A 25,363-nucleotide genomic window follows, 5' to 3' on the forward strand; every position below is an offset into this window, starting at 1 on the left:
TGCGCGGGCGGTTGGGCGAACAGATTTTCTGCGGGAGGCCGCAGCAAATCTGGTTTGCCTCGATGGCATGCGCGTCGATATCTTCGATCGGCGATCTCGGCCGATCCAAGCCGGTCGCAGGACGCCGTGGGACGTCGCATGCGCGGTCGCAGGAGGCCGTGCGAACGCGTACCGCGGCCCTTCGATGCCCAAGCGCATCACCCACAACGAATTGGAGAGAAGACATGCCGCTGAACACCCTGCAGGCCCTCGACGTGCCCGCGCCCGAGGAGGCCTTCTTCGCCGGGCTGCAAGGGCGCGACGATCCGGCGCTCGCGCGTTGGGCCCGCCACTACCACTTCTTCTCGGTGTCGCAGGCTCGCCTGCTGGCGCTGGTGGTGGGCGCGCTCGACATGCGCGACCACGACTCGCTGGTGGAAGTCACCAAGGCGCTTTTCGAGGAGTACGGCAGCGGCGAACGCGATGCCGTGCACAGCCGCCTGTTCGCCCGCTTCTGCGCGGCGCTCGGGTTGGACACGGCGCAGTTGCCGTTGCCTTCGCGCGACGTGCTTCCCGGTGTGCTCGGCTACCTGCAGGCGATCGAGACGGGATACCGCAGCACGGAGCCGGGCGTGATGCTGGCCACCTATTGCTTCCTCGAGCGCTCGGCCGTGCTGTCCTATCCGTTGATGCTCGAGCGTCTGCAGGCCTTGGGCTTCACGCCCGAGGAACTGATCTTCTTTTCGACACATGTGGTGCAGGAGGCCGGGCATGAACAGGGCGCCTTCCAGATGGCCGGTCGGCTGGTGCGCTCCGCGCAGGATGCGCTGGGCTTCAAGCACCAGGTCGAACGCATGCAACAGGCCTGGATCCGGTTCTGGGCGCACTTCGGTGCGCACGAGGCGCAAGTGCGCGCCGCCTGACCCTGGAGGTACACATGGCGGGCGCGCGCACTGTCTCGCGCGTGGGCGCCGGGGCGCTGCGCGCGTGGTGCCGGCCTGTGACCAATGGCCTGCTGGTAGGGATCACGGGCTATGTGAGCACGGTGCCGCTGGTGATTGCCGCCTTGGTGGCCGCTGGCGCGCAGCCGCAGGAAATGATCGCGGCGCTCGCCGTGCTCGGGCTGTGCATGGGGCTGCCCGCGATGGTGCTGAGCATTTGCTACCGCAGTCCCCTCAGCGTGGGCTGGTCCACCGGCGCTGCGGCCTTGCTCGTGGCGCACGGGCCGGTGCAGGGTGGGCTGCGCTCAGCCGCGGGGGCCTTTTTGCTCGCGGGCCTGCTCACCGCGCTGTCGGGCCTGTGCCGGCCCCTGGTGAGGGCACTGCGGACGGTGCCGGCGGGCGTGTGCAGCGCGATGCTGGCGGGGGTGCTGGTGCAGCCCTGCCTCGCACCCTTGTGGGCCCTCATTGGCAGGCCCGACCCTGGGCTGCCGATCGCTCTGGCCTGGATTGTGGTGCGCTGCATTTCGCGTCCCTGGGCGGTGCCGGTCGCGCTCGCGGTGGCCGTGTGGGTGACACCGTCGGCCGGGCTGTCGACGATCACCTCCTGGGCGCCGCCTTCGCCCGGTATGTTGCAGCCCCGGCTGGACCTGCATGGCGCCGTGTCGCTGGCGCTGCCGCTGTTCGTGGTGACCATGCTGTCACAGAACGCGCCCGCGCTGGGCTTGCTGCGCGCGCACGGCTATCGGGCTCGACCGCGCCCGGTGCTGCTTTGCACTGGCGCCGCCTCGATGGCGGGCGCGTTCTTCGGCTGCCTGGGGGTGGGGCTCGCCACCGTCACGGCAGCGATGTGTGCCGGCCCCGACTCCGGCGCCCACCGGGGGCGCCGATGGGCGGCGGCAGGGGTGGCGGGCCTGTGCCAGGTCGTGCTGGGATTGGCGGCCGGCCTCATTGCGCCAAGTCTGTTGGCCTTGCCCGGGGAGGTGGTCGGTACCGTGGCGGCGCTGGCGCTGCTGTCCACCTTCCTGACGGCGATCCGGACCACCGCGCGAGCTGCTTGGGCGGGGTGGGACGCTTCGCTGGCCCCGGCATCGACCTTCCTCGTCGTCTGCTGCGGCGCGGCGTGGCTGGGCGCGGGCAGTACTGCCTGCGCGGTGCTCGCGGGTCTGACATGCCATCACGCGCAGCGGTATCTGCGTCGGCGCGGTTGCCGTGCAGGGCTGACGGGCGAGGGTGACTGACGAGGAGGTCCGCATGGATATCTGGATGGAACACTTCTGTCACGGCCTGGATAGCGCCAGCGATGCCGAGGACATATTCGGGTGCGTGGTGCGGGCCGCCGCAGCCTTGGGTTTCGAGCACTGCGCCTACGGCGCGCGCCGGCCGCTACCGATGGCGCGGCCCCGCACGTTGCTGCTCAACAGCTACGACTCCCGTTGGCAGCATCGCTACGTGGCGGCTGGCTACCTGGCGATCGATCCGGTGGTGGCGCATGGCGGCCGACACGCCGAGCCGGTGATCTGGAGCGATGCCCTGTTCAGGCGAAGCCCGCAGATGTGGGAGGAGGCGCGCGGCTTCGGCCTGGCCGTCGGTTGGTCACAGTCCTGCTTCGACGCGCAGGGCAATGGCGGTCTGGTGTCGGTGGCGCGTTCGCACGAGGCGCTGAGCGCCATCGAACTGCGCGAGAAGGAGCCGGCCCTGCGCTGGCTGGTCAACGTCGCGCACTTGGCGCTGTCGGCGGCGTTGCTGCGTGAGGAACAACCCCGTTCGCTCCTGACCGGGCGCGAGGACGAGATCCTGCGCTGGACCGCCGACGGTAAGACATCGCCGGAGATCGCGCAGATTCTGCAGTTGTCGGTCAACACCGTAAACTTCCATGTCAAGCATGCACTGGCCAAGCTCGGCGCCGCGACCAAGGCGTCCGCAGTGGCCTGCCTGATCGCGCGCTTCCCGCACGGGCCGTCGACGCACTGAGCCATGCAAGCAGTGCACAAGCGAAGGCTGGCGCACCGATCTCAGATCTTTAAAGTGTCTCCGCTGACACGATACATGGGCTTGGCGAATGTTCAGTGGCGCACCGTGCGAAGGTCCCGTGGCGCGACAGGCCGAGCCAGGCTCAGGCACTTGAGCGGCGGCTGAGCTCATTAGCCAGACAGTTGACTCAAGCTGATCGATGCAAGGTCGCGTCTGCAGCGGAAGCGGACTGTCGTTAGCCGAAGCTAGACTTCCGGGTTCGGCCAGAAACGGAAGGTCGTCACGACCTCCAGACCGCGTTGGCTACAGTCGGCCATGAGCCATAGCTCTCCATCCTTCAAACACGCTTGTACTTGATGAACTTCATGGCCCTCTTGCTGGCAGGCTTCGGGACAGTGGCTGGGCTTGTCTACTTCGGCCTTGGCCTTAGCGCGTCCTCACACCGGAACGACCGCACAGCCAGCCCGAGCGACAAGTTCATTGGCGCGACGCTCCTTTGGTCGCTGGACCGAGAAGGCTACAACCAGGAAGGCCGTCGGCTGTGCCGACTCGGAAACATGACCTCTGGAATTGCTGTTGTTTGCTGGCTGGGATGGGCAGTGCTGCGATAGGCGGCCCCCGGCCAACAGTAGACCTTCACCCGCGCCTTCCAATTCCCAGTTACCAAGATGAACCCACGTCGCGTCCACGAACTCATGCGAGCTCACTTTGCGAAGACGGGCGTCGAGAAAATGGAGTGGACCAACCTCGTTGACGAACGAGGCCTTCTCATGGAAGACCGGGCGAAAGTCGTGCTCCTGAACCAGTTCGTGGAACGAGGCGTCGAAGAGGTGCTGATAGAGGTTCATCGGAAGGTCGGGAATCTGTTGCCGATTGACGAGGTCGTCCCTTACCTCCGAAGCCAGGTCGGCCATGGCGACATCCGAATCGCGAACCGTGAGTTCACAGTCTTTGCCGAGGTGGCAACCAACGGCGTGGGAAGAAGTTGGCAGACGGTCGACTAGGCAGGATGCGGGGCCAAGGGCAGCCGGTCGGCGGGCGCCGCAAAACTCGCGACATAACGGTCATTCGCAGCGCCCGCACAACGATTGAGCTCAAGATTGAGGGCGGGTCTCCTGAAGCGCGTGCACACAAACTGGTCGGCGCGAACAATGGCCAACTGCCCGTTCTGCTTCGGTTTGCAACCAACCAGCTGGCCTCGCGCGAAAAGGATCCTTGCGTTCAACAATTTAGCAGTATCTGCTTCGACTGACTTTATTCTTGGGGGTCAACGACGACACCCAGCACACGCCACAAGTTTCGATGTCGAGCACCCCCGCCGCCTATGACGACTCCCAGATCAAGGTCCTACGCGGACTGGAGGCCGTGCGCAGGCGCCCCGGCATGTACATCGGTGACACCGGCAGGAAGGGCTTCCACCACTGTGTCTGGGAAATCCTGGACAACAGCATCGACGAGCACCTGGGCGGCCACTGCGATCGCATCGAGGTCCGCGTGCACGCCGATGGCTCGGTCTCAGTGAAGGACAACGGGCGGGGCATTCCGGTGGACATTCACCCTGAGGAAAAGGTCGCAACCGCCACCGTCGTCATGACTGTGCTGCATGCCGGCGGGAAGTTCGAGAACGAGACCGGCGAGAGTGCCTACAAGACCAGCGGCGGCCTGCACGGCGTCGGCGCCTCGGTGGTCAATGCCCTGTCGACCCGCTTCGAGATGACCATCGAGCGCAATGGTGGCCAGTTCTTCCTGGCCTTCAGCATGGCGGCAACCCCGAGAAGCTCAAGCGTATCGGCTCCGCCTCGGGTCACGGCACCACGATCCGCTTCTGGCCGGACCTGACCATCTTCAAGCCCGAGGACGGCGAGGGCGAGCTGAGCTTCCATCTGCCGGCGCAGTGTCATTCTCGCAAGCGGGCGCTGATGCTCGATGACGGCATGGGGTTCTGCCTGGTGCCGTGGACGCCGGTGATCGAACAACGGCTGGGGCAGCAGCTTGCCGCGACGGTGCGCGGTAGTGGAGTGTCCTGGGAGATTGGACGTCAGCCTAGGCTGACTATCTAGACTGGCATACAAGCTCTAAAGTGATTCAGCCAGTCGCTGAAATACGGGCCTATCGAATCAGTTCTGACACCAGCTTCTATATTGTTCGCGGCCGCTCCCGGTGCGGCACATGCCCAACCTCGGAAAGAATTTCCAACATGTATCGGGCTGCTGCTGTGCTGCCGATCAGTTCAAGGGAGGGCGCGTAGATCCGTATTCGTCCTTTTCGCCATGAGTAGCCAGCTTCGATCAGGAGCGTGGCAGTCCCAGCCCGTGCTGAGCTATCAAGTTGCGCTGAATCTCCGCCGTGCCTCCACCGATCACGGTGACGATTGAAAAGCGCAGCAGTTGCTCGAACCGGCCCGCGGCGACCGCGCCATGCGCCCCCTTGGACAGCGTCGCCGCAGCGCCCAGAATATCGAGCGAGGCCTGCCCCAACTGTTCCATCAGTTCGCCGGTATAGGCCTTGCTCATGGCGGCTTCATGGATCGGGGCCTTGCCTTTCTCCGCCATCTCAATACTGTGCATGAACAACTGCCGCCCGGCCTCAACCTGGGCGGCGAGCGCTCCGATACGATCGCGCACGGCACCATCGGTACGGCCCGATTGCAGGCTGTCGTCGACCTCGCGCACGCATCGGACCAGGCACTCGAATTCGGCGCGCGCGTTGGCGATGAAGCTGCCCATCATCATTCGCTCGGTGGCCAGCGCGGAGGTGAGGATCTTCCAACCTTGGTTGATCTCACCGACCAGCGCATGCGCAGGTACCCGCACGTTGTCGAGGAATTCCTGGCAGAAGGTGTGGCCGTACATGGCCATCGACGGACGCACCGTGAGACCCGGGGTCTTCATGGGCACGATGAAGAGGCTGATGCCGGCGTGCGGACGCTGCGCTGTCCGGTCGGTGCGCGCCGCGAGCCACATGTAGTCGGCCTTCTCTGCGGCCGTGGTCCAGATCTTCTGGCCGTTGATCACCCATTCGTCGCCGTCGCGCTCGGCCGTGGTCTGCATCGAGGCGAGGTCGGAGCCGGAGCCGGGTTCGCTGTAGCCGAGGCAGAAGGTGATTTCGCCGCGAGCGAGCTTGGGAAGGAATTCGGCCTTCTGCGCAGGTGTGCCGAATGACATCAGGGCATGGGCCTGGATGTCCCCGCGGCCACCCATCGGCGCACCGGCGCGCTGGATCTCTTCCATGAAAGCCAGCTGCTCGCGAGGCGAGCGCCCTTCGCCGCCGTAGGCACTGGGCCAGCTCAGGTTGTTCCACCCCTTGCGTCCCAGCAACGCAGTGAACCGGGTGTCGTAACCCCATTCCTCGTACGGCCGGTCGACGTCATTCGTCTGGTTCTCCGGCCGCCAGTTGTCCTTCAGCCAATCGCGCACTTCCATGCGAAAGGCATTGCCCGCGGCGCCCAGGTCCTGCTCGGGAAGTGCCTGCCCCTGGTCGATCAATGCCTCGGCCAATTGCTCCCGAGCCTGGCGCACCCCGCCCAGGCGCGCCAGGTCGGCGTGGATGCGCCGGAAATGCCGGGGTGCCTCATGTTCTTCCGAGTAGCCGATGGCACCGAAGGTGTGGTGCACCTCGAGCGCCACTTGGCGCAGACCAGGACCGGAAAAGGCGCGCGCGCTCGCACCGAGCACGCGCCAGTTGTCCATGCCAAGGTCGTGGCTGCGAGCCGCGTTGTTCAGCAGGAGCTGCGCTGCGTCCAGGCTCATCAGGCCATTCGCGAGCTTGTGCTGGAGTGCCTGGAAACGGCCGATGGGCTGACCGAACTGCCGGCGTTCCTTGGCGTACTCCACGGCCATGTCGAAGCCGCGCCGCGCGGCGCCCAGCGCGCGCGCCAGCAAGGCCAGCCCTGCGATCTGGTGGAGGTCCTCGGCCAGCCGTTGCGAGATGGCCAGCGGAGCTGCAGCCACGCTGTCGAAGGTCAGCAGCCCCAGGGCCGGGGCCACCAGGCCCGGCGTTTCCTCAATCCCCAGGCCTGGCGCGCTTCGCGGCACGATCGCCAGCAAGGGCTCCTGATCGACCAACACGAGCAGATGGGTGGCTGTCGCGACGCCCTCGGCAAAGGCCACGCGTCCCTGCAGACGACCATCGACCCAACGAAGTCCTCCCGCGCGCGGGTCGCCATCAAAGCTGCCCAGCGCGAAGGCGACGGCGGCGTCGCCCCGATGGAGTGCGTCCAGCAAAGCATCAGCTTCCTGCGAGCTGTTTCGCAGGGGCGAAAGCGCCAAGTTCGCAAGCACGGCGCCGACCAGCGGCGCGGGACAGCCCGCACGCCCCAGTTCTTCCAGCACCACAGTAGTCTCGCGCAGACCGCCTTCGAGCGGATCGCGGCCCAGGCTTGCCACGCCCTGTTCCGCCAGTGCGTGCCAGATCGACGCAACCGCCTGCGTGTCGGTGGCCAGCGCTACGGCGCGCTCGGCGGGCCAGAGCCGTTCGAGCAGACGGCGCAGGCTTTCGCGCAGCATCTCCCGCTCTTCGTCGCTCGGCAGCATTTCGGGGGCAGGCGCAGTGCGTTCTTCTCCAGCCATGTGTCTCTCTCGTGTGTGGCAGTCCGACTTCTGGACCGTGACGAAGATTCTGGTGTGCCCCCGAAAAGCGATCACCCCTCTTTTCGAGGGGAACCCGCGGCAAGCGCCTCAGTCGATCAGCCCGCGCTTGCGTGCCACCATCACCGCGTCGTACCGGCTCGGGACGCCGAGCTTGCCGAAGATGTTCTTCAGGTTCCACTTCACGGTTTCGAGCGTGATGTTCAAGGTGAGGGCGATGCGCTTGTTGGACATCGATTGACCGAGCAGCTGCAGGATTTCGATCTCGCGCGGCTTCATTTTCTGGTCCTGCGCCGCGGCCTCTCGCGATGGCAGCCGGGCCGTGCGCGCGGTATCGGCGCGTTGCAGCAGGTCGGCGAGGTAATCCCGGGTGTCGCCGGACTCCAGCGTTGGCACCAGCTTCTTGAGCAGGGCCTGCAAGGCTTCGCCCTCGTCCAGAATCGTGCGCACGAGGCCCAGGCGCAGCGCCGCCTCGATGCCGACCGTCAGCCCGTGCCTCGATTCCGCGCCGCGCCCCATCTGGTCGAAGGCGCAGCCTGACAACAGGTCGGCCAGCACCACGCTCTTCTGGCGTGCGAATGCGACGCCGTGCTGTCGCAGATGCTGGAGCGCCGGCAAGGCCGCCTCCACCCGACCCTCGGCCAGCGCGAGGCGTGCCGACGCCAGCGCCGCGATGGCGGCAATCTCGGCCAGAAAGCCTGCGGCGGCGCGATGGCGCTCGGCCAGTGCATCAAGCTCGACCTGCAGCGCCTGCGCGCGCTCCTTGCGACCGTGCAGCAGGTGCAGGCGCGCCTGCTCGGCCAGGACATGCGCAAGCGGGCGATCGAGCGCTTGTTCGCGGCACTGGGATTCGTCTTCGGCCAAGCCTTGCAGCGCATCCTCGAGCGACAGCTGCGCGGCCGCCAGCCGGTTGCGCACGATCAGCGCACGAATCATCGGTTCCGGCGACGAGAAGCGCAGCAGATCGAGACGGTGGGCCAGTACCTCGCGCGCCTCGGCGAGGCGATCAGCCTCGTAGTACGCGTCGGCGGCGAAGGCCGCGCAGTTCACCGCCGACACCGAGCGGCGGCCGTGCGCGTTCTCGGCGCGCACGAGCAGCGGGCCGGCGATCCGCAAGGCTTCGTCATTGGTGCCTTCCAGAAGATGGCTCAGCAAGAGGGTGGACTCGGCCACCAGCGCCATGTCGTCCAGTAATTCGGCGCGCGACAGGCGAGCGAGGCTGCGGTGTAGCGTGCGTGCGTCAGCATGGCGGCCCGCAGCGCAGTAGGCCAGGCTTAGCACGGCCAGATGGGCCTGGCGCAGGAAACGGTCCCCCAAGCCATCGAAGTCCGACGGTGCGACCAGGGCCAGCGCGGCATCGGTGTCGTCGCGCTGCAGCGCGATGCTGGCACGCAGGTAGCGCGCATGGAGCGCGAACTCGGGGGCTGGCGCCGCGGGGCTTTGTTGCAGCCGATTGAGCCAGGCCTGTGCATCGCGCCATCGACAGGTGGCGACCAGCGCCCAGCAACCGAGCACGAGTAGCCGGGGATGGGCCATCAGCACCTCGGCCGAGAGCTGGTTCATCCAGCGCTGCAGCGTGCTGATAAAGCTCATGCTGCGCATCGACAGGTCAGCGCGCTCCACTAGACGTGCTGCGGTCTCGAGATCGTCCGCGTGGTAGGCGTGTCGCAGGGCCTCGATCAGCGAGCCATGTGCCTCGAACCAGTGGCTCGCGCGCGCATGGACCGCGCGCACCTGCTGCGGATCGCGCGCCGACAGGCGATCTTGCAGAAAGCTGGCGAACAGCGGATGCAGGCGATACCACGGCGTGGGACTGTCGATCTCGACCGGCAACACCAGCAAGTTGTCGCGCTCCAGATGGTCGAGCAGGGTTCGCGCTTGCGGGTTCTCCGTGACGTGGCGGACCAGGTCGGCATTGAAGCGCCGGCAGATCGAGATCTTCTCGATGAAGTCGACGAGTTCGGGCGCCAGGCCGCGCACCACGTCCTCCGACAGGTAGCGCTGCAGGTCGCTGCGGTGGTGCACCAGTTGGGACAGCAGCGCGCGATTGCCTGGCGCGCGCTTGAGCCGGATGCAGATCATCTGCACGCACAGCGGCCAGCCGTCGGTGATGTCGTGGATCAGGCGCGCGTCGTCGGGCGTGACTTCGCCGAGCTGCTTGGCCAGGAAGTCCTGCGTCTCCTGGAAATCGAAGGGCAGCTCCGCCAGACCGATCTCGGTCAGCTCGCCGGTCAGGCGCATGCGGCTCACGGCAAGCGGCGGGGAGGTGCGCGACGCGAGGATCAGGTGCACTTCGTCTGGGCAGTGATCCAAAAGGCCCTGGATCAGCGCATGTGTCAGTGCGTCGTCGACATGGTGGTAGTCGTCGATGAAGAGGTAGAGCGCCTTGCTCGACTGACAGGCCGCATCGACGATGGTGGCGACGGTCTGCGCCACCGGCAGCTCGGCGCGCGCCTCGGAGGGCAGGGCGGTGCTGTCATCGACGGCCAGGCCCGCCCGCTGCAGCGCGCCCAGGAGGTAGGCGCGGAACTGGGGGAACTGCTGCTCATCCTGCGAAAGCGAAAGCCATGACACCTGCTCGCCGGCCTTCAGCAGTTCCTGGCGCCACTGCGCCAGCAGCGTCGTCTTGCCGAAGCCCGCGCTGCCGCACACCAGCGCCAGCCGGCAGTCACGCGCTTCGCGAAGACGCGACAGCAGCCGGGTCCGCGCCGTCGACTTGGGGCTGATGCGCGGTGGCGCGAACTTGGTCGGAATGAGAAGGTGGTCGAGCGGCAAACAGAGGGCTCCTTGCGCACGAAATTCTAGGAGCGACCCCCACCGAACGCTCTCCGCCACAACCCGCCCCCTCGACACGAGGGGTGCGCCGGCCGGGGCGCCGCCGCACCATGGCGACGCGTCCATGCCAGGAGACAGACCGCCATGCCCTACCAAACCATCATCCACGAGCAGCGGGAGTCCGTCGCATGGATCACGCTCGACCGCCCCGCCGAACTCAATGCGGTGAATCTGCACATGCTGCAGGAGCTGTCGGCGGCGCTGGCGGAGGTTGCGGCCGACGCTTCTCAAAAAGTGCTGGTGCTGACCGGGTCAGGCAGGGCCTTCTGTGCCGGTGCCGACCTCAAGGCCCTGCGCGGCGCCATCGACGCCGCCCCGGGCGAGCCGAACTTCTCCGACCTGACCCTGTTCACGCTCTCGCAATTGCGCGGCATGCCCAAGCCGGTCATCGGTGCGGTGAACGGCTTGACGATTGCCGGCGGCCTCGAACTGGCGATGTGCTGCGACTTCCTTGTAGGCGCGGCGAGCGCGAAGATCGGCGACGGCCACGCCAACTTCGGCGTCTTCCCCGGCGGCGGCGGCGCGGCGGTGCTGCCGCGCCGGATCGGCCTGCAGCGCGCGAAGCAGCTGCTGTTCAGCGGCGACCTGATGAGCGCCGCGCAGATGCAGGCCTGGGGCCTGCTGAACGAGGTGGTCGCCGATACCGAACTGCAGCCGAGGGTCGCCGCCCTGGCGGCACGCATGGCCGGCAAGAGCCCTCTGGTGCTGCGCCGCATGAAGACCGTCGCCGACCGTGCCCTGGACCAGCCGCTCGACCTGGCGCTGCGCGACGAGCTGCTCGAATGCCTGCAGCACACGCGCTCCCACGACTTCCACGAGGGGCTCGCCGCCTACGGCGAGAAGCGCGCGCCCGTCTTCCGGGGCGTCTAACGGGCGCCGGCACGCCGGTCCATGGCGCTGAACAACACGAGGCAACGAATGAATCGCTCGATGAATCTGCCGGTTGCTCGCCGCGCCCGGTCCTGGGGCCAGGTGCTGGCCCGCTGGATGGCAGCGCTGGTGCTCTGCCTCGGCGCATCGGCCGCAGCGCTGACTGGCCCGCTGCAGGACCCGGCGGGCGATGCCTTCTACGCACCGCCGTCGCCGCTGCCCGAGGGACCGCACGGCACGCTCATCCGTTCGCGCGCCTATGTGCCGGTGGGGCAGCCCGCCTGGGGCTGGCAGATCATGTACAAGTCGACCGACGTCAATGGCAACGCCATCGCCGTCACCGGCAACGTGATGGTGCCGTGGCTGCCCTGGTTCCAGCCCTCGCCGCGGCCGATCATCGGATGGGCATCGGGCACGCAGGGCGTCGCGGACCGCTGTGCTCCCTCGCACCAGCTCGCCATCGGCACAGAGTATGAAGCGATCGCCGGGCCCATCGGCTGGACGCTGGCGCGCGGCTGGGCCATCGCCATGACCGACTACCAGGGCCTGGGCACGCCGGGCGACCACACCTACGGCGTCGCGGCGCCCACGGGCCGGGCCATGCTCGATGCCGTGATCGCGGCTCAGCAACTGGGCGGGGCGAACCTGTCGGCCCAGGCGCCGGTCGGCCTCGCCGGCTACTCGCAGGGCGGGCACGCCTCGGCCATCGCTGCCGAACTGCAGCCGAGCTATGCACCGGCGTTGAAGGTCAAGGGCGTGGCTTCGGGCGCCGGGCCGTCGAGCATCGACGGCCTGTACGCGGCCAACAACGGCGGCCTCTTCGGCGGCGCGATCCCGTACCTGCTGGTGGGGCTGAACGCGGCCTATCCCGAGCTGGGCCTCGACGCCATCCTGAGCGCCTATGGCCGCGCCGTCATCGCGGATGCGCGCAACAACAAGTGCCTGCTCGCCATGGCCGCCAGCTATCCGGGACTCGGCGATGCGGTGCTGATCGATGGCCCGGGCCTGCTGGATCGGCCCGACTGGAAGGCGCGCTTCCAGCAGCAGCGCACCGGCACCGCCACGCCGGCCGTGCCCGCGCTCGTCTACGCCGGCCTGCTCGACGAGATCGTGCCCTACGAGAACACGAAGAAGACCTTCACCGCGTGGTGCGCCGGCGGCGCGAAGGTGAGTTTCCGCACCATCGGCATCACCGAGCACGCGACCGGGATGCTGCTGGGCTACCCGCTCGCCCTGGACTGGCTGGGGGACCGCTTCTCCGGCGTGCCCGCACCGTCTGACTGTCCATGAGCCGTCCCGCCGAGGGCCGGGCCCGATCAACCCAGAGAGGATGAATATGTCCAACCGTGTGGCCATCGTATCGATGGCGCAAGTCAACTACAGCGAGAAGCGGGCGTACTCACCCGAAGAGCTGGCCTACCGGGCAATCCGGCCGGTGCTGCAGGAAACCGGCCTGCGCTTCCTGCCGGCCTACGAGAAGGGTGGCATCGACGCGAGCCTGATCTGCCATGAGCACTCGCGCATTGCGCGCCCGTTCTCGGCTTCGCTGATCGTCGATGTGGCGGGCGCCAATCTGCGGCCCGACGAGAAGGTGGACCAGGACGGTGCCGTCGGCGTACTTGAAGCCTTCTGGCAAATCGCCTCGGGCGAATTCGAGACCGTGCTCGTGGTCGCGGTCGGCCAGGATTCCACGGCGGCCAGTGGCGGCAATGCCATCGAGAACAAGGTGTTCGACCCCTTCTTCTGCCGGCCGCTGGGCCTGGACAACGTGCAGGCCGCTGCGCTCCAGGCACAGCGCTACGCGCACAAGTACGGCATCACGCCGGAACAGCTCGCCGCGGTGTCGGTCAAGAATCTCGGCAACGCCCGCAACAATCCCCAGGCCTTGCGCGAGGGCGACTTCAGCATCGCCGATGTGCTCGGCGCGAAGATGCTGGCCGACCCGATCACCACGCTGCAGTCGCGTCCGCAAGGCGACAGCGCCATCGTGATGCTGCTGGCCAATGAGCAGCGCGCTCCACAACTGACGGACAAGCCAGTCTGGATCAAGGGCCTGGCCAACTGCTGCGACGGTTATTTCCTGGGCGACCGCGATCTCGCCGAGTCGGAGGTGCTGGCCATGGCGGCCAAGAAGGCCTACCGCATGGCCGGCATCGAGAACCCGCGCACCGACATCGACCTGCTGGAGGTCACCGACGAGTTCGCCTACCAGGAACTGATGGCCTACGAGGGGCTGGGACTCTGCGCAGCGGGCGAAGGCGCTCGCTGGCTGGAGTCCGGCGTCAGCGGCCCCGATGGGCGGCAGCCGGTCAATCTCTCCGGCGGCGCCCTCTGCGGCACCAGCCACACCACCATCGGCATGTCGCGGGTCGCTGAAATCGTGCTGCAGCTGCGCGGCGAAGCCGGCGCGCGGCAGGTGGACTGTGCCCACACCGGCCTTGCGCACCTCGCCTCCGGCCCCGCCGGGCAATTCCAGCAAGTGATGATTCTGGGAGTCAATCCATGAAGCGCCGCGTCGCCATCGTCGGTTTCGGCCAGACCGAAATGACCGCCCACAGCCCGCTGACAAAGGCGGAGCTGGCCAACCAGGCCGTGCGCCGCGCGCTCGCGGATGCCCGGATCACGATGAAGCAGGTCGAGGAGATTGTCCTCGGCGACATCGACTGGGTTTCCGGCACCGCCGAATCGGAAATGGAGCTGGCCGATTTCGTCGGCCACTACCGCAAACCCCTGGTCAAGATCGAAACCGGCGGCACCGTCGGCGGCTCGGCCGCAATGTCGGCCATCCACCACGTGGCCGCGGGCGCTTGCGACGTGGCCATGATCTCCACCACCTCGAAGTTCGTCGGCCCGCCGGGCGACGTGATGCCGCGCGGTCCGTTCCTGCAGGCTGGCATCTCCTCCGGCGTGCATGCGCTCACCGAAAAATGGTGCGCCATCGGCGCGGTCGGCACGCTGTCGTTGATGGCCGCGGCCTACGCCAAGCTCTCGGGCTGCCCCGAGGAAGCGGTGGCCATCGCGCGCGTCAAGGCCTCCGAGAACGCCGCTCGGAACCCCTATGCCCATCTGCGCGAGCGCCTCAGCGTCGAACAGGTGATGCAATCGCCGATGCTGACGGCGCCCATGCGCCAGCTGCACATGTGTCCGATCACCGAAGGCTCTGCCTCGATCATCTTCGCCAGCGAGGATGTGGTGGACCAGATCACCGACAAGCCGGTCTGGGTGCAGGACATCGTGAGCATCCATTCCGCGCAGCACTGGTCTGCCCTGCAGGACTTCATCGCACCCAAGGAGCGATGCGTGCTGCCCAGCCTGCAAAAGGCCTGCGAGATTCTCTACAAGCGCAATGGCATCACCCGCCCCGCTCAGCAACTGGACGTGGTCGAGATGTACGAGCCCTGCACCTGGGCCGAGCTGGTGTGGATGGAAACCATGGGTCTGGCGGAGCCCAACCAGGCCTGGCGGATGGCCGCCAGCGGCGCCACCGCCATCGACGGCGCGCTGCCGATCAATCCCTCCGGCGGCGTCACCTGCACCAACGGTGGCGTGCCCTCCACGACCCAGCGCTTCGGCGAACTGGCGCTGCAGATCCGCGGCGACGCCGGCGCGCACCAGGTGCCGCGCGAGCCCCGGCTGGGCATCGCCACCGGGTTCGGCGGTACCGGATGGACCCCGCTGCTACTTCTCTCCAAGGACAAGCCATGAGCGATACCACGCACAAGCCCGTGCCGCCGACGCGGTTGCGCACGTACTTCTCGATGGACTACCCGGTGGGCCTGTTCAATGGCCGCTTCGCGCGCGAGATGCGCGACAACGGCCGGCTGATCGGCATCGTCTGCCGCCACTGCGGTTTCAGCATGCTGCCGCCCCAGGCGGTGTGCACGGTCTGCCACGGCGAGAACATCAAGGACCCCAACTGGGTGGAGATGGGGCCGGAAGCGACGGTCGCCGGCTTCATGACCTTCAACATGCCCTTCATCGACACCAACGACCTCTCGGTGCAAAAGGGCCACTACACGGTCGGCCAGCTGATGGTCGACTCACCGGGCCGCACCAGCGGTTTCCTCTGGCATTTCATCGGCGAGGCCGATGCCAGCCAGCTGCGCAACGGCATGCGCGTGCGTGCGATCTACCGCCCCCGCAACGAACGCAAGGGCCTGATGACCGACATCCTGAACTGGGTGCCAACAGGAGAATGACGATGTATCCAGCCGAACTCGAAGCCGCCGAGCCACTGGTCCTGCGCCAGCCGGTGCTGTACTGCGACATCAACTACGACGTGGGCCGGATCAATGGCCGGTTCTTCGCCGCGCTGCGCGACGAGGGCCGCATCACGGCCACCCGCTGCGCGGCCTGCGACCGCAGCTACCTGCCACCGCGCATCAGCTGCCCCGAATGCTTCGCCGAGCTGGACGAATGGGTGGATGCGGGCGATACCGGCACGCTCACGGCGTTCACCATCGTGCGCGAGCCCGGCATGCTCCAGCAGATGCCCCTTCCCTATGTGGTCGGTCTGGTCAAGCTCGACGGCGCGGACACCGCACTTGTTCACTACCTCGGCGAAGTCGCGCCCGAGGCCGTGAAGGTCGGCATGCGCGTGCGCGCCGTGCTGGCTGAAGAGCGGCACGGCAATATTTGGGATATCCGTTATTTCAGGCCGATGGCCTGAGGCAAGAGGGCGAAAGCCACTCGGCACTTACAGCAAAAGGAGACATGACATGCCGCACATCCACGCCCCTCTCGACCCCATTGCGTGGCTGCAACGCCACGTGCAGGAACGGCCCGACCAGCGCTACCTCACCCAGCCCCTGGGCGGCGGACAGGAGCGCCACTTCACCTGGGCGCAGGCTTCGGAAGAGGCGCGGCGCATGGCCGCACATCTCGCGTCCTTCGGCTGGGAGCCCGGTTCGCGGGTCGCGATCATGTCGAAGAACTGCGCCTGGTGGTTCCTCGCCGATTTCGCGATCCTGCTGGCCGGGCATGTCTCGGTGCCGATCTATCCCTCGCTCACCGGGGCATCGGTACGCCACATCCTCGAGCACTCGGGCGCCAAGGCACTGTTCCTGGGCAAACTCGATTCCGAGGACTGGGGCGCCATGCGCGCCGGTATCCCCGAGGGGATGCCGGTGGTGCGGTTTCCGCTGTGCGCGGACGGGGAGCTGCCCGACCAGCTCGTGGCCGACTGGGACACCGTGATCGCCCGCACCCCGCCGCTGACCGGCGAGCGCTCGCGCGGGGTCGACGAGCTGGCCACCATCGTCTACACCTCGGGCACCACCGGCGTGCCCAAGGGCGTGATGCACACCTTCGGCACGCTGGGGGCATCGCTGGGCATCCTGATGGACGACTATGGCTTCGGCCCGCAGGACCGCATGCTGTCCTACCTGCCATTGGCGCACAGCGCCGACCGGATGTTTTCCGAGATGGTATCGCTGGCAAGCGGCTGCAGCGTGACCTTCAACGAAAGTGTCGAGACCTTCGCCACCGATCTCCAGAAGACCCGGCCCACTTTCTTCATCGCAGTGCCGCGGCTGTGGTCCAAGTTCCGCCAGGCCGTGCTGGCGCGCATTCCACCGCCGCAGTTGGCGGCGATGCTGGCCGACCCCGAGAAAGGGCCGGCCGTGCGCCGGCAGGTGCTGGCACAGCTGGGCCTGGCCGAGACCCGCTATGCGCTGTCGGGTGCGGCGCCGCTGTCGCAAGAACTGCATCAGTGGTACCTCGACCTCGGCCTGGAGCTGCTCGAGGTCTACGGCATGACGGAGAACATGGGCACGCATGCGAGCCGCCCTGGAAAGGGACGAGTGGGTTACGTGGGCCAGCCGCGACCCGGCGCCGAAGTGCGGCGTACCGACGACGGCGAGATTCTGGTCCGCTTCCCGGGCAACATGCGCGGCTACTTCAACGATCCGCAGCGCACCGCCGAGGTCATGACCGAGGACGGCTTCCTGCGCACCGGCGACGTCGGCGACATCGATGCCGAGGGCTACCTGAAGCTCACTGGCCGTGCCAAGGAGATCTTCAAGACCAGCAAGGGCAAGTACGTGGCGCCTGCGCCCATCGAGAATGCTTTGTGCGGCAATCCGCTGGTCGAGGCCTGCTGCGTGACGGGCGTCGGCTTTCCGCAGCCGTTTGCCGTCGTGCTGCTGGCGCCGGGCGCCACGCGAAGCCCCGAACTCACGCAAACGCTCGATGCGCTGCGGCAGGCTGTCAACGAGACCCTGGACCCGCACGAGCGACTCGATTTCCTGGTCGTCGCCGCGCAGCCGTGGACCGTCGAGAACGGACTCATGACCCCGACGCTCAAGCTGCGCCGCAACGTGTTCGAAACACGCTATGGACCGCATTTCGAGCGCTGGGCAAGCCTTGGCGAGCCCGTCGTCTGGGCCGAATGAGTGCACGGGGGACAGTGCCTGGCGCTGCCTTCCCCACCGCGAAAGAGGGGCCTTCGCGCATCCCGGCGCCTTCGCGCCACTCCATTCGAGGGGCGAAAAAAACCGTGCGCCTCGGCAGACTGCATACCACCGAGACAAGCCAGACGCCCACAGGAGACCCACATGGCCATCATCGACTTCTTTGACCGCGGATGGGAGATCGATCCGCAAGCGCCCGCCTACGTGATGGACGACACGGTCTACAGCTTCGATGACGTCGGCACGCTCTCGTGCCGCATCGCGAACGCCTTGCTGGCGATGGGCCTGGGGCGCGAGAAGGTCGGTGCCGTCTGGGCCGCGAACCATCCGGTGCCCTGGACCTGCACGCTGGGGCTGTGGCGCGCCGGCATGGCGTGGATGCCCGTCAATCCGCGCGGCGCGCTGGAAGAAAACCGGCAGTTGCTCGACGCGTTCGACTGCGAGGTATTGTTCTTCCAGCAGGCCTTCGCGCCGGCCGTGGAGGCACTGCGCGCCAGCCTGCCGAAGATCAAGTTGTTCGTCTGCATCGAAGGCCCTGTGCCGGGGGCGGTCGGGCTGGCCGACTGGATCGAAGGCCAGCCGGTGAGCAGGCCACAGGTGGCCTACCAGCCCGACGACACGGTGGCCGTGATGCCGACCGGGGGCACCACGGGTCTGCCCAAGGGCGTGATGAACACGCACCGCAGCTTCCAGGCCTTCTGCGCCCAGTTCATGATCGCGTGCAGCTATCAGGCCGACGAGAAGATCGTCAACCTCGCCGCGGCCCCGATGACGCACACCGCGGGCGTGCTGTCGCTGCCCTGCACGGCGCGCGGCGGCACGGTGGTGGTGCTGACCAAGCCCGACCCTTCCGCCTTGCTCGATGCCATCGAGGCGCACCGCGTGACCGAGTTCTTCCTGCCGCCGACGGTCATCTACCGGCTGCTGGACATGCCGGGCATCGAGGCGCGCGATTTTTCTTCGCTGAAGTACTTCCTGTGCGGCGCTGCGCCGATGTCGGCCGAGAAGCTGCGCCGCGCCATCGCGCTGTTCGGACCCGTGATGATGGAGGCCTACGGCCAGACCGAGGCGCCCGGCGCGATCGCGATGAAGCGGCCGGAGGAGAACTTCGTCGGCGGGCAGCTTGCCGGCGATGCGCGGCTGCTGTCCTGCGGCCGTGCCAGCCCGCTGACCCGCGTGGCGATCATGGGAGAGAACAACGAGCCGCTCGGCGTCGGCGAGACCGGCGAGATCTGCGTGCGCGGAGACCTCGTCATGAAGGGCTACTACAAGGCGCCCGAGAAGACGGCCGAAACCATCGTCGATGGCTGGCTGCACACCGGCGACGTGGGGCACCTGGACCGCGATGGCTACCTGCGCATCACCGACCGCAAGAAGGACATGGTGATCAGCGGCGGCTTCAACGTCTACCCGAGCGAGGTCGAGCAGGTGATCTGGGCTCACCCCGCCGTGCAGGACTGCGCCGTGATCGGCGTGCCCGATGCCGCATGGGGCGAGGCGGTGAAGGCCGTCGTCGAGCTGACGCCCGGCATGCAGGTCTCGGACGACGAGCTGATCGCCCTGTGCAAGCAGAAGCTGGGCAGCGTGAAGGCACCCAAGTCGGTGGACTTCGTGGCATCGCTGCCGCGCAGTGCCAACGGCAAGGTCCTGAAAAAGGATCTGCGCGCACTCTACTGGACGGCGCAGGACCGCAACATCTGATCCGCCGTGGCGGGAAGCGAGCAACCGATGACCCAGGAAATCCTCATCGCCGGCGTCGGCATGGTGCCTTTTGTGCGCCCCGGCCGCAGCGAACGCTATGACGTGATGGCGCAGAAGGCCGTGCAGGCGGCACTGGTCGATGCCGGCATCGACTACGGCCTGGTCGAGCAGGCTTTCGCGAGCTTCGTCTATGGCGACTCGTGCTCGGGCGAGCGCGCTCTCTACCGCGTGGGCATCACCGGCATCCCGATCACCAACGTGAACAACAACTGCGCCTCGGGATCGTCGGCGCTGTTCCTGGCACGGCAGGCCGTCTTGTCGGGTGTCTCGGAGTGCGCGCTGGCGGTCGGCTTCGAGGAGATGCGGCCCGGCGCGCTGGACCGCATCTTTCCCACGCATGCGGACCCGCTCGAGCACCACCGCGCCAGCGTGATCGCCGCGATGGGCCTCAGTGCGCAGGAGCAGGCGCTGCCGCCCGCGCTGCTGATGTTCGGCTCCCAGCTCGAATGGGCCGCGCGCGAACTGCAGCTGACCGACGAGGTGTTCGCGCGCGTGGCCGTGAAGGCGCGCGCACACGCGAGGCACAATCCCTTCGCGATCTTCCGCGATCCGCTGACCGTGGAAGGGGTGCTGGCCGCGCCCACCGTTTGGGGGCGCCTGCGAAAGCTGTATGCCTGCGCGCCGAGCTGTGGCGCCGCCGCAGTGATCGTGTGCAGTCCCGATTTCGCAAGGCGCCATGGCCTGCGCACCGATGTAGTGATCCTCGCCCACGAGATGGGCAGCGACATCGCCACCGACCTCGATCCGCCCAACGTGCCCGATGCGCTGAGCCGGGCCGCCACGCGCCGCGTCGCGGCGCGTGCGTACGCGCGCGCCGGCGTGGCACCGGCGGACATCGACGTTGCGGAAGTACACGATTGCTTCGTCAGCAACGAACTGCTCAGTTGCGCGAGCCTGGGCTTCTGCGCCGAGGAAGACCTGGCCGGCTTCGTCCTCGAAGGGCGCAACACCTACGGCGGGCAAGTGGTGGTCTGCCCCTCGGGCGGGCTGCTGTCCAAGGGCCATCCGCTCGGCGCGACCGGGCTGGCGCAGATCACCGAACTCACCACGCAATTGCGCGGCCAGGCCGGCATGCGGCAGGTTGAGGGCGCACGCCTGGCCCTGCAGCACAACGGCGGGTTGGGCACGGCGGTGTCGGTGGCCATCCTGCGGCGGCGCGATTGACCCGAGATCGAACCGAAAGAGAAGAGAAAGAGAACCCGAATGACCGCACCTGTCGTGCTCGAACGCGACGGCCATGTGGCCGCCATCGTGCTAAGCCGCCCCGAACAATCCAACGCCATCGACCCGGACGCGGCGCAGGCTTTGAACGTGTGCATCGATACCGTGGCGGCCGATGCGTCGGTCCGCGCCATGATGCTGCGCGCCGCCGGCAGGCACTTCTGTGCCGGCGGCAGCATCGCGTTCTTCGACCAGGCCGGCGCGGCGCTGCCTGCGCTGCTGGAGCAATTCATCGGTCCGCTCCACGCCGCCATCCACAAGCTGGCGACGCTGCCGGTGCCGGTGATCAGTGCCGTCAACGGGCCGGTCGGCGGCGGCATCGGCCTTGCGCTGTGCGCGGACATCGTGCTGGCGGCCGAGGGCATTGCCGCTTTCCGGGGGAAGCGCGCCCCGTGCTTTACCTGACGGCCCGCCCGGCTCTCCCGCAATCGCTGAAAGACACCCCATGCAAATGAACCTCGATTACCACGGCCGCCATGTCTTCGTGTTCGGCGGCACCACCGGCATCAACTTCGGCATCGCGCTGGCGTTCGCGCGGCAAGGTGCCGCCGTGACGGTCGCGAGCCGCAAGCAGGAGAACGTCGACAGCGCCTGCCGGACGCTTTCCGACGCCGGTGGCCCGGTGCATGGCACGTGCGCCGACGTGCGCGACTTCGACGCCGTCGGCCGCGCATTCGAGGGGGCGGTCGGGCGATTCGGGCCGGTCGACGTGCTCGTCTCGGGCGCGGCCGGCAACTTCCTGTGCGCGGCGCGCGACATGTCGTCGAACGGCTTTCGCGCAGTGGTCGACATCGACCTCGTCGGCACCTTCCACGTACTGCGACAAGCACATGCGCATCTGCGCAAGCCCGGCGCGGCGGTGATCAACATCACCGCGCCGCAATCCTTCGTGCCAATGCGCTACCAGGCTCATGCCTGCGCGGCCAAGGCCGGCGTGGACCAGTTGACGCGAGTGCTGGCGCTGGAATGGGGCGGCGAAGGCATCCGCGTCAACTCCATATCGCCCGGCCCGATCGAAGGCACGGTAGGTTTCAGGAAATTGATGGCGCCGACGCCGGAGGACCATACCGCTGCGCTGGGCCATGTACCGCTGCAACGCTTCGGCTCGCTCGACGACATTGCCAACCTCGCGCTATTCCTAGCTTCGCCCTATGCAAGCTATATCTCGGGTGCGCTGATCCCCTGCGATGGGGGTGGGGCCATTGAAAGCGTCAAGCCTGCGCTCGAGGCCGCGAGCCAAGCCGGCCTGTAGGCAGTAAGCCTTGGCACGGCACGTCCACCGCAGCGGGACTCTCAATGTCTTCAGATCGGGGGACGCGAGCGCCGCAACTAAAGCGATCAGACGCCTGTGCGCCTGATGCTGGGCGAGGATGTCGACCAGCTTTGGGAAAGCGCCGTATGCGTCCGGGTCGCCTCACCTTGCGCGAAGGTCGAGAGCGTTTCGACTGGGGGCAGGCTGGACCTGCTTTCCGGCGATGTGGAAGGGCTCGCCAGCATGGCTAGCGAGCTGCGTCAAAAGAGCGTGATATGAATTCGACGAGCAACTCGCAACCGGTCGTCTCCTACGAACTGCACTTCCTGTCATTGCAGCGCCCCGGGGGGAGCTGGGCGTTTTCTTGCGACGCCGAAGGCCACGTCGATATGGACGCTATGACAGAGCGGTGCGCAACAATTACCTGTCCGCGCGCACTCGTGGGGATCGAATACGAAAAGCCCCGGGTTCGAACTCTCTGACGCCATCTATCCCGATTTCCACACCATGCGCTTCTCGTCCTCGGCTTTGTGAAAGCGCTGCATCACCGGGTGGCCGTCGGCGTTGACGGTCAGCATGGTTTCTCAATAGCCGTAACTGTTACGTGGGTGAGCAAAGGCGGAGGCGCTGCCGACGCAACTGGACAGCCGTATCGACGAGTTGCTTCCTCACAACTGGCAGCGCAGATCAGAGGCAGCTTAGGGCCGAAAGCACTTAGCGCAGCGTTCCGTCTTTCGCGACACTGATGTCCGTGTTGCGGGGCTAGTGCGGCACGCTTCGCAATCTTAGATTTGCACCACACAAGGAGTGAAATCATGCAAGCCATCGCAACCCGGAACAGGAGCATCGTCTATCGCACCCGCGGACACGGCCACGGCGGGATCACTCGCCTGATGAGCCCGTCCGACCTCGGCGAAAGTTTGAAGCCGTTTGTGTTTCTGGACATTTTCAACATGGAGCGCCCGCTGCTCGAAGCGATGCGCGCCGGCGCCGGCATGTCGATTCATCCGCATTCGGGGATCGCCACTGTGACCGTGCTCACCGAAGGCCGGATGAAGTTCGACGACCCCTCTTCCGGCACTGGCATGCTGTCGTACGGGGGAGTCGAATGGTTGCGCGCGGGCAGCGGCGTGTGGCACGGGAAGGAACTCACGCCGGACGACGTGCCGCTGGTGCAGGGCTTCCAGCTGTGGATCGCACTGCCGCCGGAGCTGGAAAACGGTCAGCCGGAAAGCCGCTATCTTGAGCCGCAAAGCATTCCGTCGGCTGGCCCTGCCCGCGTCATCCTCGGAGAGCATGCCGGCGTGCGCAGCCCAACGCCTGCGCCCGCGGGCATCAACTACCTGCTCGTGACCCTCAAGGCCGGCGAATCCTGGACTTACCAGCCACCCGCTGGCCATGCGGTCGGCTGGCTGGCGGTGGCACGCGGAACCCTGGAGGCCAGTACGTCCGTGCCCACGGGCGACATGGTGGTCTTCGAGGACGCAGAGGATGCGATCACCGTGCAGGCCGGTATGGGTGGCGATGCGGTGTTCGTGCTGGCATCTGCCATCCCGCACCCGCATGAACTGCATTTGGGCAGCTATTCGGTACACACCTCCGCGCAGGCGCTCGAAACCGGCGAGCGTCGCATCGAGGCGCTGCGCGAGCAGATGGTTGCGGCCGGAAACCGGCGAACACCCACCGGGAACGTTCCAGTGTTTCGCTGACAGTCCGCCCGCATCTTCTGGGCAGAGCCCAGCCCCGCAGCACGCCCCCGAGACACTCTTCAAGCATTGGCAGTCCAGCCTGATTTGTAAAGCGGATCGCAGTAGTCGATCAGGAGCTCGGTCAGGACACGTATCTTCCGGGCGGGGTGCTGGCCCGGTGGCCGGACGACGAAGGCGCCGGCCGGCGGCGGTGGATACCGGGTCATGACGGGCACCAGTGCGCCGGCGGCCACATGCTCGTCCGTGAGCCAATCGGGCACATACGCGATACCGAGTCCTGCGACCGCCGCAGCGACCAGTGCGATGCCGTTGTCGGCCTTGAACCGCCCCTGCGGTCGCACGGTGACGATCCGGTCGCCATCCATCAACTTCCAGGCCTCGGTTCCCTGCATCAGGGCTTCGTGGGCCACCAATTCTTCCGGCGTCTCCGGCGCCCCGTGTGCGCTGACATAACCCGGACTCGCGACGAACTTTCCGTAGACCGGGCCAACGCGCCGTACGATGAGGTTGGAATCCTCCAGGTAGCCCACCCGTATCGCGCAGTCAAAGCCTTCCGCGATGAGGTCCACGAAACGGTCGCTGTAGCACGTCTGCATTTGCAGTTGGGGATGTCGCCGCGCCATCTCGGCGAGCATGGGTGCGAAGTGGGTGGGGCCGAAGGACAGCGGCACCGCGATCCTCAAGCGGCCACGGAGGTCGCCTTCAGGCAGGATCGTCTCTTTCGCCACGTCGATTTCGGTACAGACCCTGGCCGCGTGGTCTCGGAACATTGCGCCGGCCTCGGTGAGTGCGGCTCCGCGCGTGGAGCGCGCCAGGAGCTGGACGCCGAGTTCCCCTTCCAGCCGGACCAGTCGCCGGCTCACCATCGACTTGGAGATCCCGAGCCGAACGGCTGCGGCCGAGACCCCGCCCGCCTGGGCCACGTCGACGAATGTACGCAGGTCCTCGATGTCCACTCTGGCGTTCCTTAAAGCGCGACACAGCTCGCCAAAAGATGGTACTACCGTTCGAGTGAGGGGAACGGAATACTCATCGCTGGCGACATCGCCCCGAGCGCATCGACCGCCGGAAACCCCTCCGCTCACCGCGGCAACAAGGAACCAACCATGAACCCTCGCAACGGCCTCTCGTCCCTTCTCCGCCCTGAAGATTCGGTCCTTCTTCTGATCGACCACCAGCCCTACCAGCTTGCCAACCTGAACAGTCACGACCCGCAGATGGTCATCAACAACACCGTGGGGCTGGCAAAGGCTGCCAAGGCCTTCGGCGTTCCCACCATTCTGACGAGCGTGATTGCGGAACGCGGCGGGCGCCTGTTCCCGCAGATCACGGACGTCTTCCCCGACCAGGAGGTCATCGACCGAACGTTCGTCAACACCTGGCAGGACAAGAAGACGGTGGACGCCGTCAAGGCAACGGGTCGCAAGCAACTCATCATCGCGGGGCTGTGGACCGAAGTCTGCGTCGCGATGCCGGCCATCCACGCGCTGGGCGAAGGCTGGGATGTCACCGTCGTCACCGATGCGTCCGGCGGGATGTCCGTCGAGGCTCATCAGGTTGCCATCCAACGGATGATCGCGGCGGGCGCGAACATGCTGACCTGGCTCGCGGTGACCGCCGAATGGCAGCGCGACTGGGCCCGGACCGAAAGCGCTGCTGAGTTGACGAAAGTGATCACGCAGCATGCCGGCGCCAGCGGCATCGCGTACCTGTGGGAGCAGCAGTTGCTCAACACGCCTGTGCCTGCCAGCGTGGGCTGACTTTGCGCGGGCCGGAGTCTCCTCCGAAGTAAAGAGCAGCCAAGCCAACGCCTGGGCGAACCGGGCGC

At 66.9% G+C, this 25,363-nt stretch carries 21 protein-coding genes and 1 pseudogene; 18 read left to right on the forward strand and 4 right to left on the reverse strand.

Translation table 11 applies throughout. The features are described from left to right. The first annotated feature begins 224 nt into the window (after positions 1-224). The 3 genes from ACIPRI_RS15695 to ACIPRI_RS15705 are packed head-to-tail and all read left to right on the forward strand — an operon-like array spanning position 225 to position 2,891. Positions 225-902 carry an iron-containing redox enzyme family protein gene (locus ACIPRI_RS15695; protein WP_446622374.1) on the forward strand — a complete coding sequence of 226 codons (678 nt, stop codon included), beginning with the start codon at positions 225-227 and terminating at the stop codon, positions 900-902. A gap of 14 nt (positions 903-916) precedes the next feature. After that, positions 917-2,158: a benzoate/H(+) symporter BenE family transporter gene (locus tag ACIPRI_RS15700; RefSeq protein ID WP_446622375.1), complete on the forward strand. Its 1,242-nt coding sequence runs from the start codon at positions 917-919 to the stop codon at positions 2,156-2,158. A gap of 13 nt (positions 2,159-2,171) precedes the next feature. Then, positions 2,172-2,891, forward strand: coding sequence for a LuxR family transcriptional regulator (locus ACIPRI_RS15705; RefSeq protein WP_446622376.1), 720 nt, complete (start codon positions 2,172-2,174; stop codon positions 2,889-2,891). Between the two features lie 437 nt (positions 2,892-3,328). Here the strand turns inward: ACIPRI_RS15705 and ACIPRI_RS15710 are convergent, their stop codons facing one another. Next, entirely contained in the window at positions 3,329-3,805 is a 477-nt protein-coding gene (locus ACIPRI_RS15710) for a hypothetical protein (protein WP_446622377.1), read from the reverse strand. 388 nt (positions 3,806-4,193) lie between these two features. Here ACIPRI_RS15710 and ACIPRI_RS15715 point away from each other — a divergent pair, with 388 nt between their 5' ends. Both ACIPRI_RS15715 and ACIPRI_RS15720 read left to right on the forward strand, forming a co-directional pair. Further along, complete coding sequence (locus ACIPRI_RS15715; protein ID WP_446622378.1) at positions 4,194-4,730, forward strand: ATP-binding protein; 537 nt, start codon at positions 4,194-4,196, stop codon at positions 4,728-4,730. Positions 4,731-4,766: 36 nt separating this feature from the next. Beyond that, positions 4,767-4,951 (forward strand): annotated as a pseudogene (locus ACIPRI_RS15720) (DUF3363 domain-containing protein); the annotation flags it as partial. A 228-nt stretch (positions 4,952-5,179) separates the two neighbouring features. Here ACIPRI_RS15720 and ACIPRI_RS15725 read toward each other — a convergent pair. Further along, complete coding sequence (locus ACIPRI_RS15725) at positions 5,180-7,459, reverse strand: acyl-CoA dehydrogenase (protein WP_446622379.1); 2,280 nt, start codon at positions 7,457-7,459, stop codon at positions 5,180-5,182. A 108-nt stretch (positions 7,460-7,567) separates the two neighbouring features. Further along, entirely contained in the window at positions 7,568-10,489 is a 2,922-nt protein-coding gene (locus tag ACIPRI_RS15730) for a LuxR C-terminal-related transcriptional regulator (protein ID WP_446622380.1), read from the reverse strand. Between ACIPRI_RS15730 and ACIPRI_RS15735 the strand changes: the two genes are divergently transcribed. The 12 genes from ACIPRI_RS15735 to ACIPRI_RS15790 all read left to right on the forward strand — a co-directional run bounded on the left by ACIPRI_RS15735 (position 10,397) and on the right by ACIPRI_RS15790 (position 23,535). Beyond that, on the forward strand, positions 10,397-11,182 hold the full coding sequence (locus ACIPRI_RS15735; protein WP_446622381.1) for an enoyl-CoA hydratase/isomerase family protein: 786 nt from the start codon (positions 10,397-10,399) through the stop codon (positions 11,180-11,182). The genes ACIPRI_RS15730 and ACIPRI_RS15735 overlap by 93 nt on opposite strands. 48 nt (positions 11,183-11,230) lie before the next feature. After that, positions 11,231-12,472 carry a lipase family protein gene (locus ACIPRI_RS15740; RefSeq protein WP_446622382.1) on the forward strand — a complete coding sequence of 414 codons (1,242 nt, stop codon included), beginning with the start codon at positions 11,231-11,233 and terminating at the stop codon, positions 12,470-12,472. A 46-nt stretch (positions 12,473-12,518) separates the two neighbouring features. Next, positions 12,519-13,688 (forward strand): thiolase family protein, encoded by a 1,170-nt coding sequence (locus ACIPRI_RS15745; RefSeq protein ID WP_446622383.1) that lies wholly within the window; start codon positions 12,519-12,521, stop codon positions 13,686-13,688. Then, complete coding sequence (locus tag ACIPRI_RS15750; protein ID WP_446622384.1) at positions 13,685-14,887, forward strand: thiolase C-terminal domain-containing protein; 1,203 nt, start codon at positions 13,685-13,687, stop codon at positions 14,885-14,887. The genes ACIPRI_RS15745 and ACIPRI_RS15750 overlap by 4 nt, the downstream gene beginning before the upstream one ends. Next, positions 14,884-15,381: a Zn-ribbon domain-containing OB-fold protein gene (locus ACIPRI_RS15755; protein WP_446622385.1), complete on the forward strand. Its 498-nt coding sequence runs from the start codon at positions 14,884-14,886 to the stop codon at positions 15,379-15,381. The genes ACIPRI_RS15750 and ACIPRI_RS15755 overlap by 4 nt, the downstream gene beginning before the upstream one ends. Positions 15,382-15,383: 2 nt before the next feature. Beyond that, on the forward strand, positions 15,384-15,851 hold the full coding sequence (locus ACIPRI_RS15760) for a Zn-ribbon domain-containing OB-fold protein (RefSeq protein ID WP_446622386.1): 468 nt from the start codon (positions 15,384-15,386) through the stop codon (positions 15,849-15,851). A gap of 49 nt (positions 15,852-15,900) precedes the next feature. After that, on the forward strand, positions 15,901-17,574 hold the full coding sequence (locus ACIPRI_RS15765) for an AMP-binding protein (RefSeq protein ID WP_446622387.1): 1,674 nt from the start codon (positions 15,901-15,903) through the stop codon (positions 17,572-17,574). A gap of 162 nt (positions 17,575-17,736) precedes the next feature. After that, the gene (locus tag ACIPRI_RS15770; RefSeq protein ID WP_446622388.1) at positions 17,737-19,293 is read left to right on the forward strand and encodes a class I adenylate-forming enzyme family protein; all 1,557 of its coding nucleotides are present in this window, start codon (positions 17,737-17,739) and stop codon (positions 19,291-19,293) included. A gap of 27 nt (positions 19,294-19,320) precedes the next feature. Next, positions 19,321-20,517, forward strand: a complete 1,197-nt coding sequence (locus tag ACIPRI_RS15775) for a thiolase C-terminal domain-containing protein (protein WP_446622389.1) — start codon at positions 19,321-19,323, stop codon at positions 20,515-20,517. A 39-nt stretch (positions 20,518-20,556) separates the two neighbouring features. Beyond that, positions 20,557-20,979, forward strand: coding sequence for an enoyl-CoA hydratase/isomerase family protein (locus tag ACIPRI_RS15780; RefSeq protein WP_446622390.1), 423 nt, complete (start codon positions 20,557-20,559; stop codon positions 20,977-20,979). 40 nt (positions 20,980-21,019) lie between these two features. After that, positions 21,020-21,826, forward strand: coding sequence for an SDR family oxidoreductase (locus tag ACIPRI_RS15785; RefSeq protein ID WP_446622391.1), 807 nt, complete (start codon positions 21,020-21,022; stop codon positions 21,824-21,826). An 815-nt stretch (positions 21,827-22,641) separates the two neighbouring features. Further along, a complete protein-coding gene (locus tag ACIPRI_RS15790) occupies positions 22,642-23,535 on the forward strand; it encodes a pirin family protein (protein ID WP_446622392.1) in 894 nt (297 codons plus the stop codon). 59 nt (positions 23,536-23,594) lie between these two features. Here ACIPRI_RS15790 and ACIPRI_RS15795 read toward each other — a convergent pair whose 3' ends face one another. Beyond that, positions 23,595-24,491 carry a LysR family transcriptional regulator gene (locus ACIPRI_RS15795; RefSeq protein WP_446622393.1) on the reverse strand — a complete coding sequence of 299 codons (897 nt, stop codon included), beginning with the start codon at positions 24,489-24,491 and terminating at the stop codon, positions 23,595-23,597. A 150-nt stretch (positions 24,492-24,641) separates the two neighbouring features. On the opposite strand from ACIPRI_RS15795, the gene ACIPRI_RS15800 reads away from it, so the two are divergent. Beyond that, complete coding sequence (locus ACIPRI_RS15800) at positions 24,642-25,295, forward strand: hydrolase (RefSeq protein WP_446622394.1); 654 nt, start codon at positions 24,642-24,644, stop codon at positions 25,293-25,295. Positions 25,296-25,363: the final 68 nt, after the last annotated feature.

It is taken from the genome of Variovorax sp. LARHSF232, assembly GCF_052871435.1.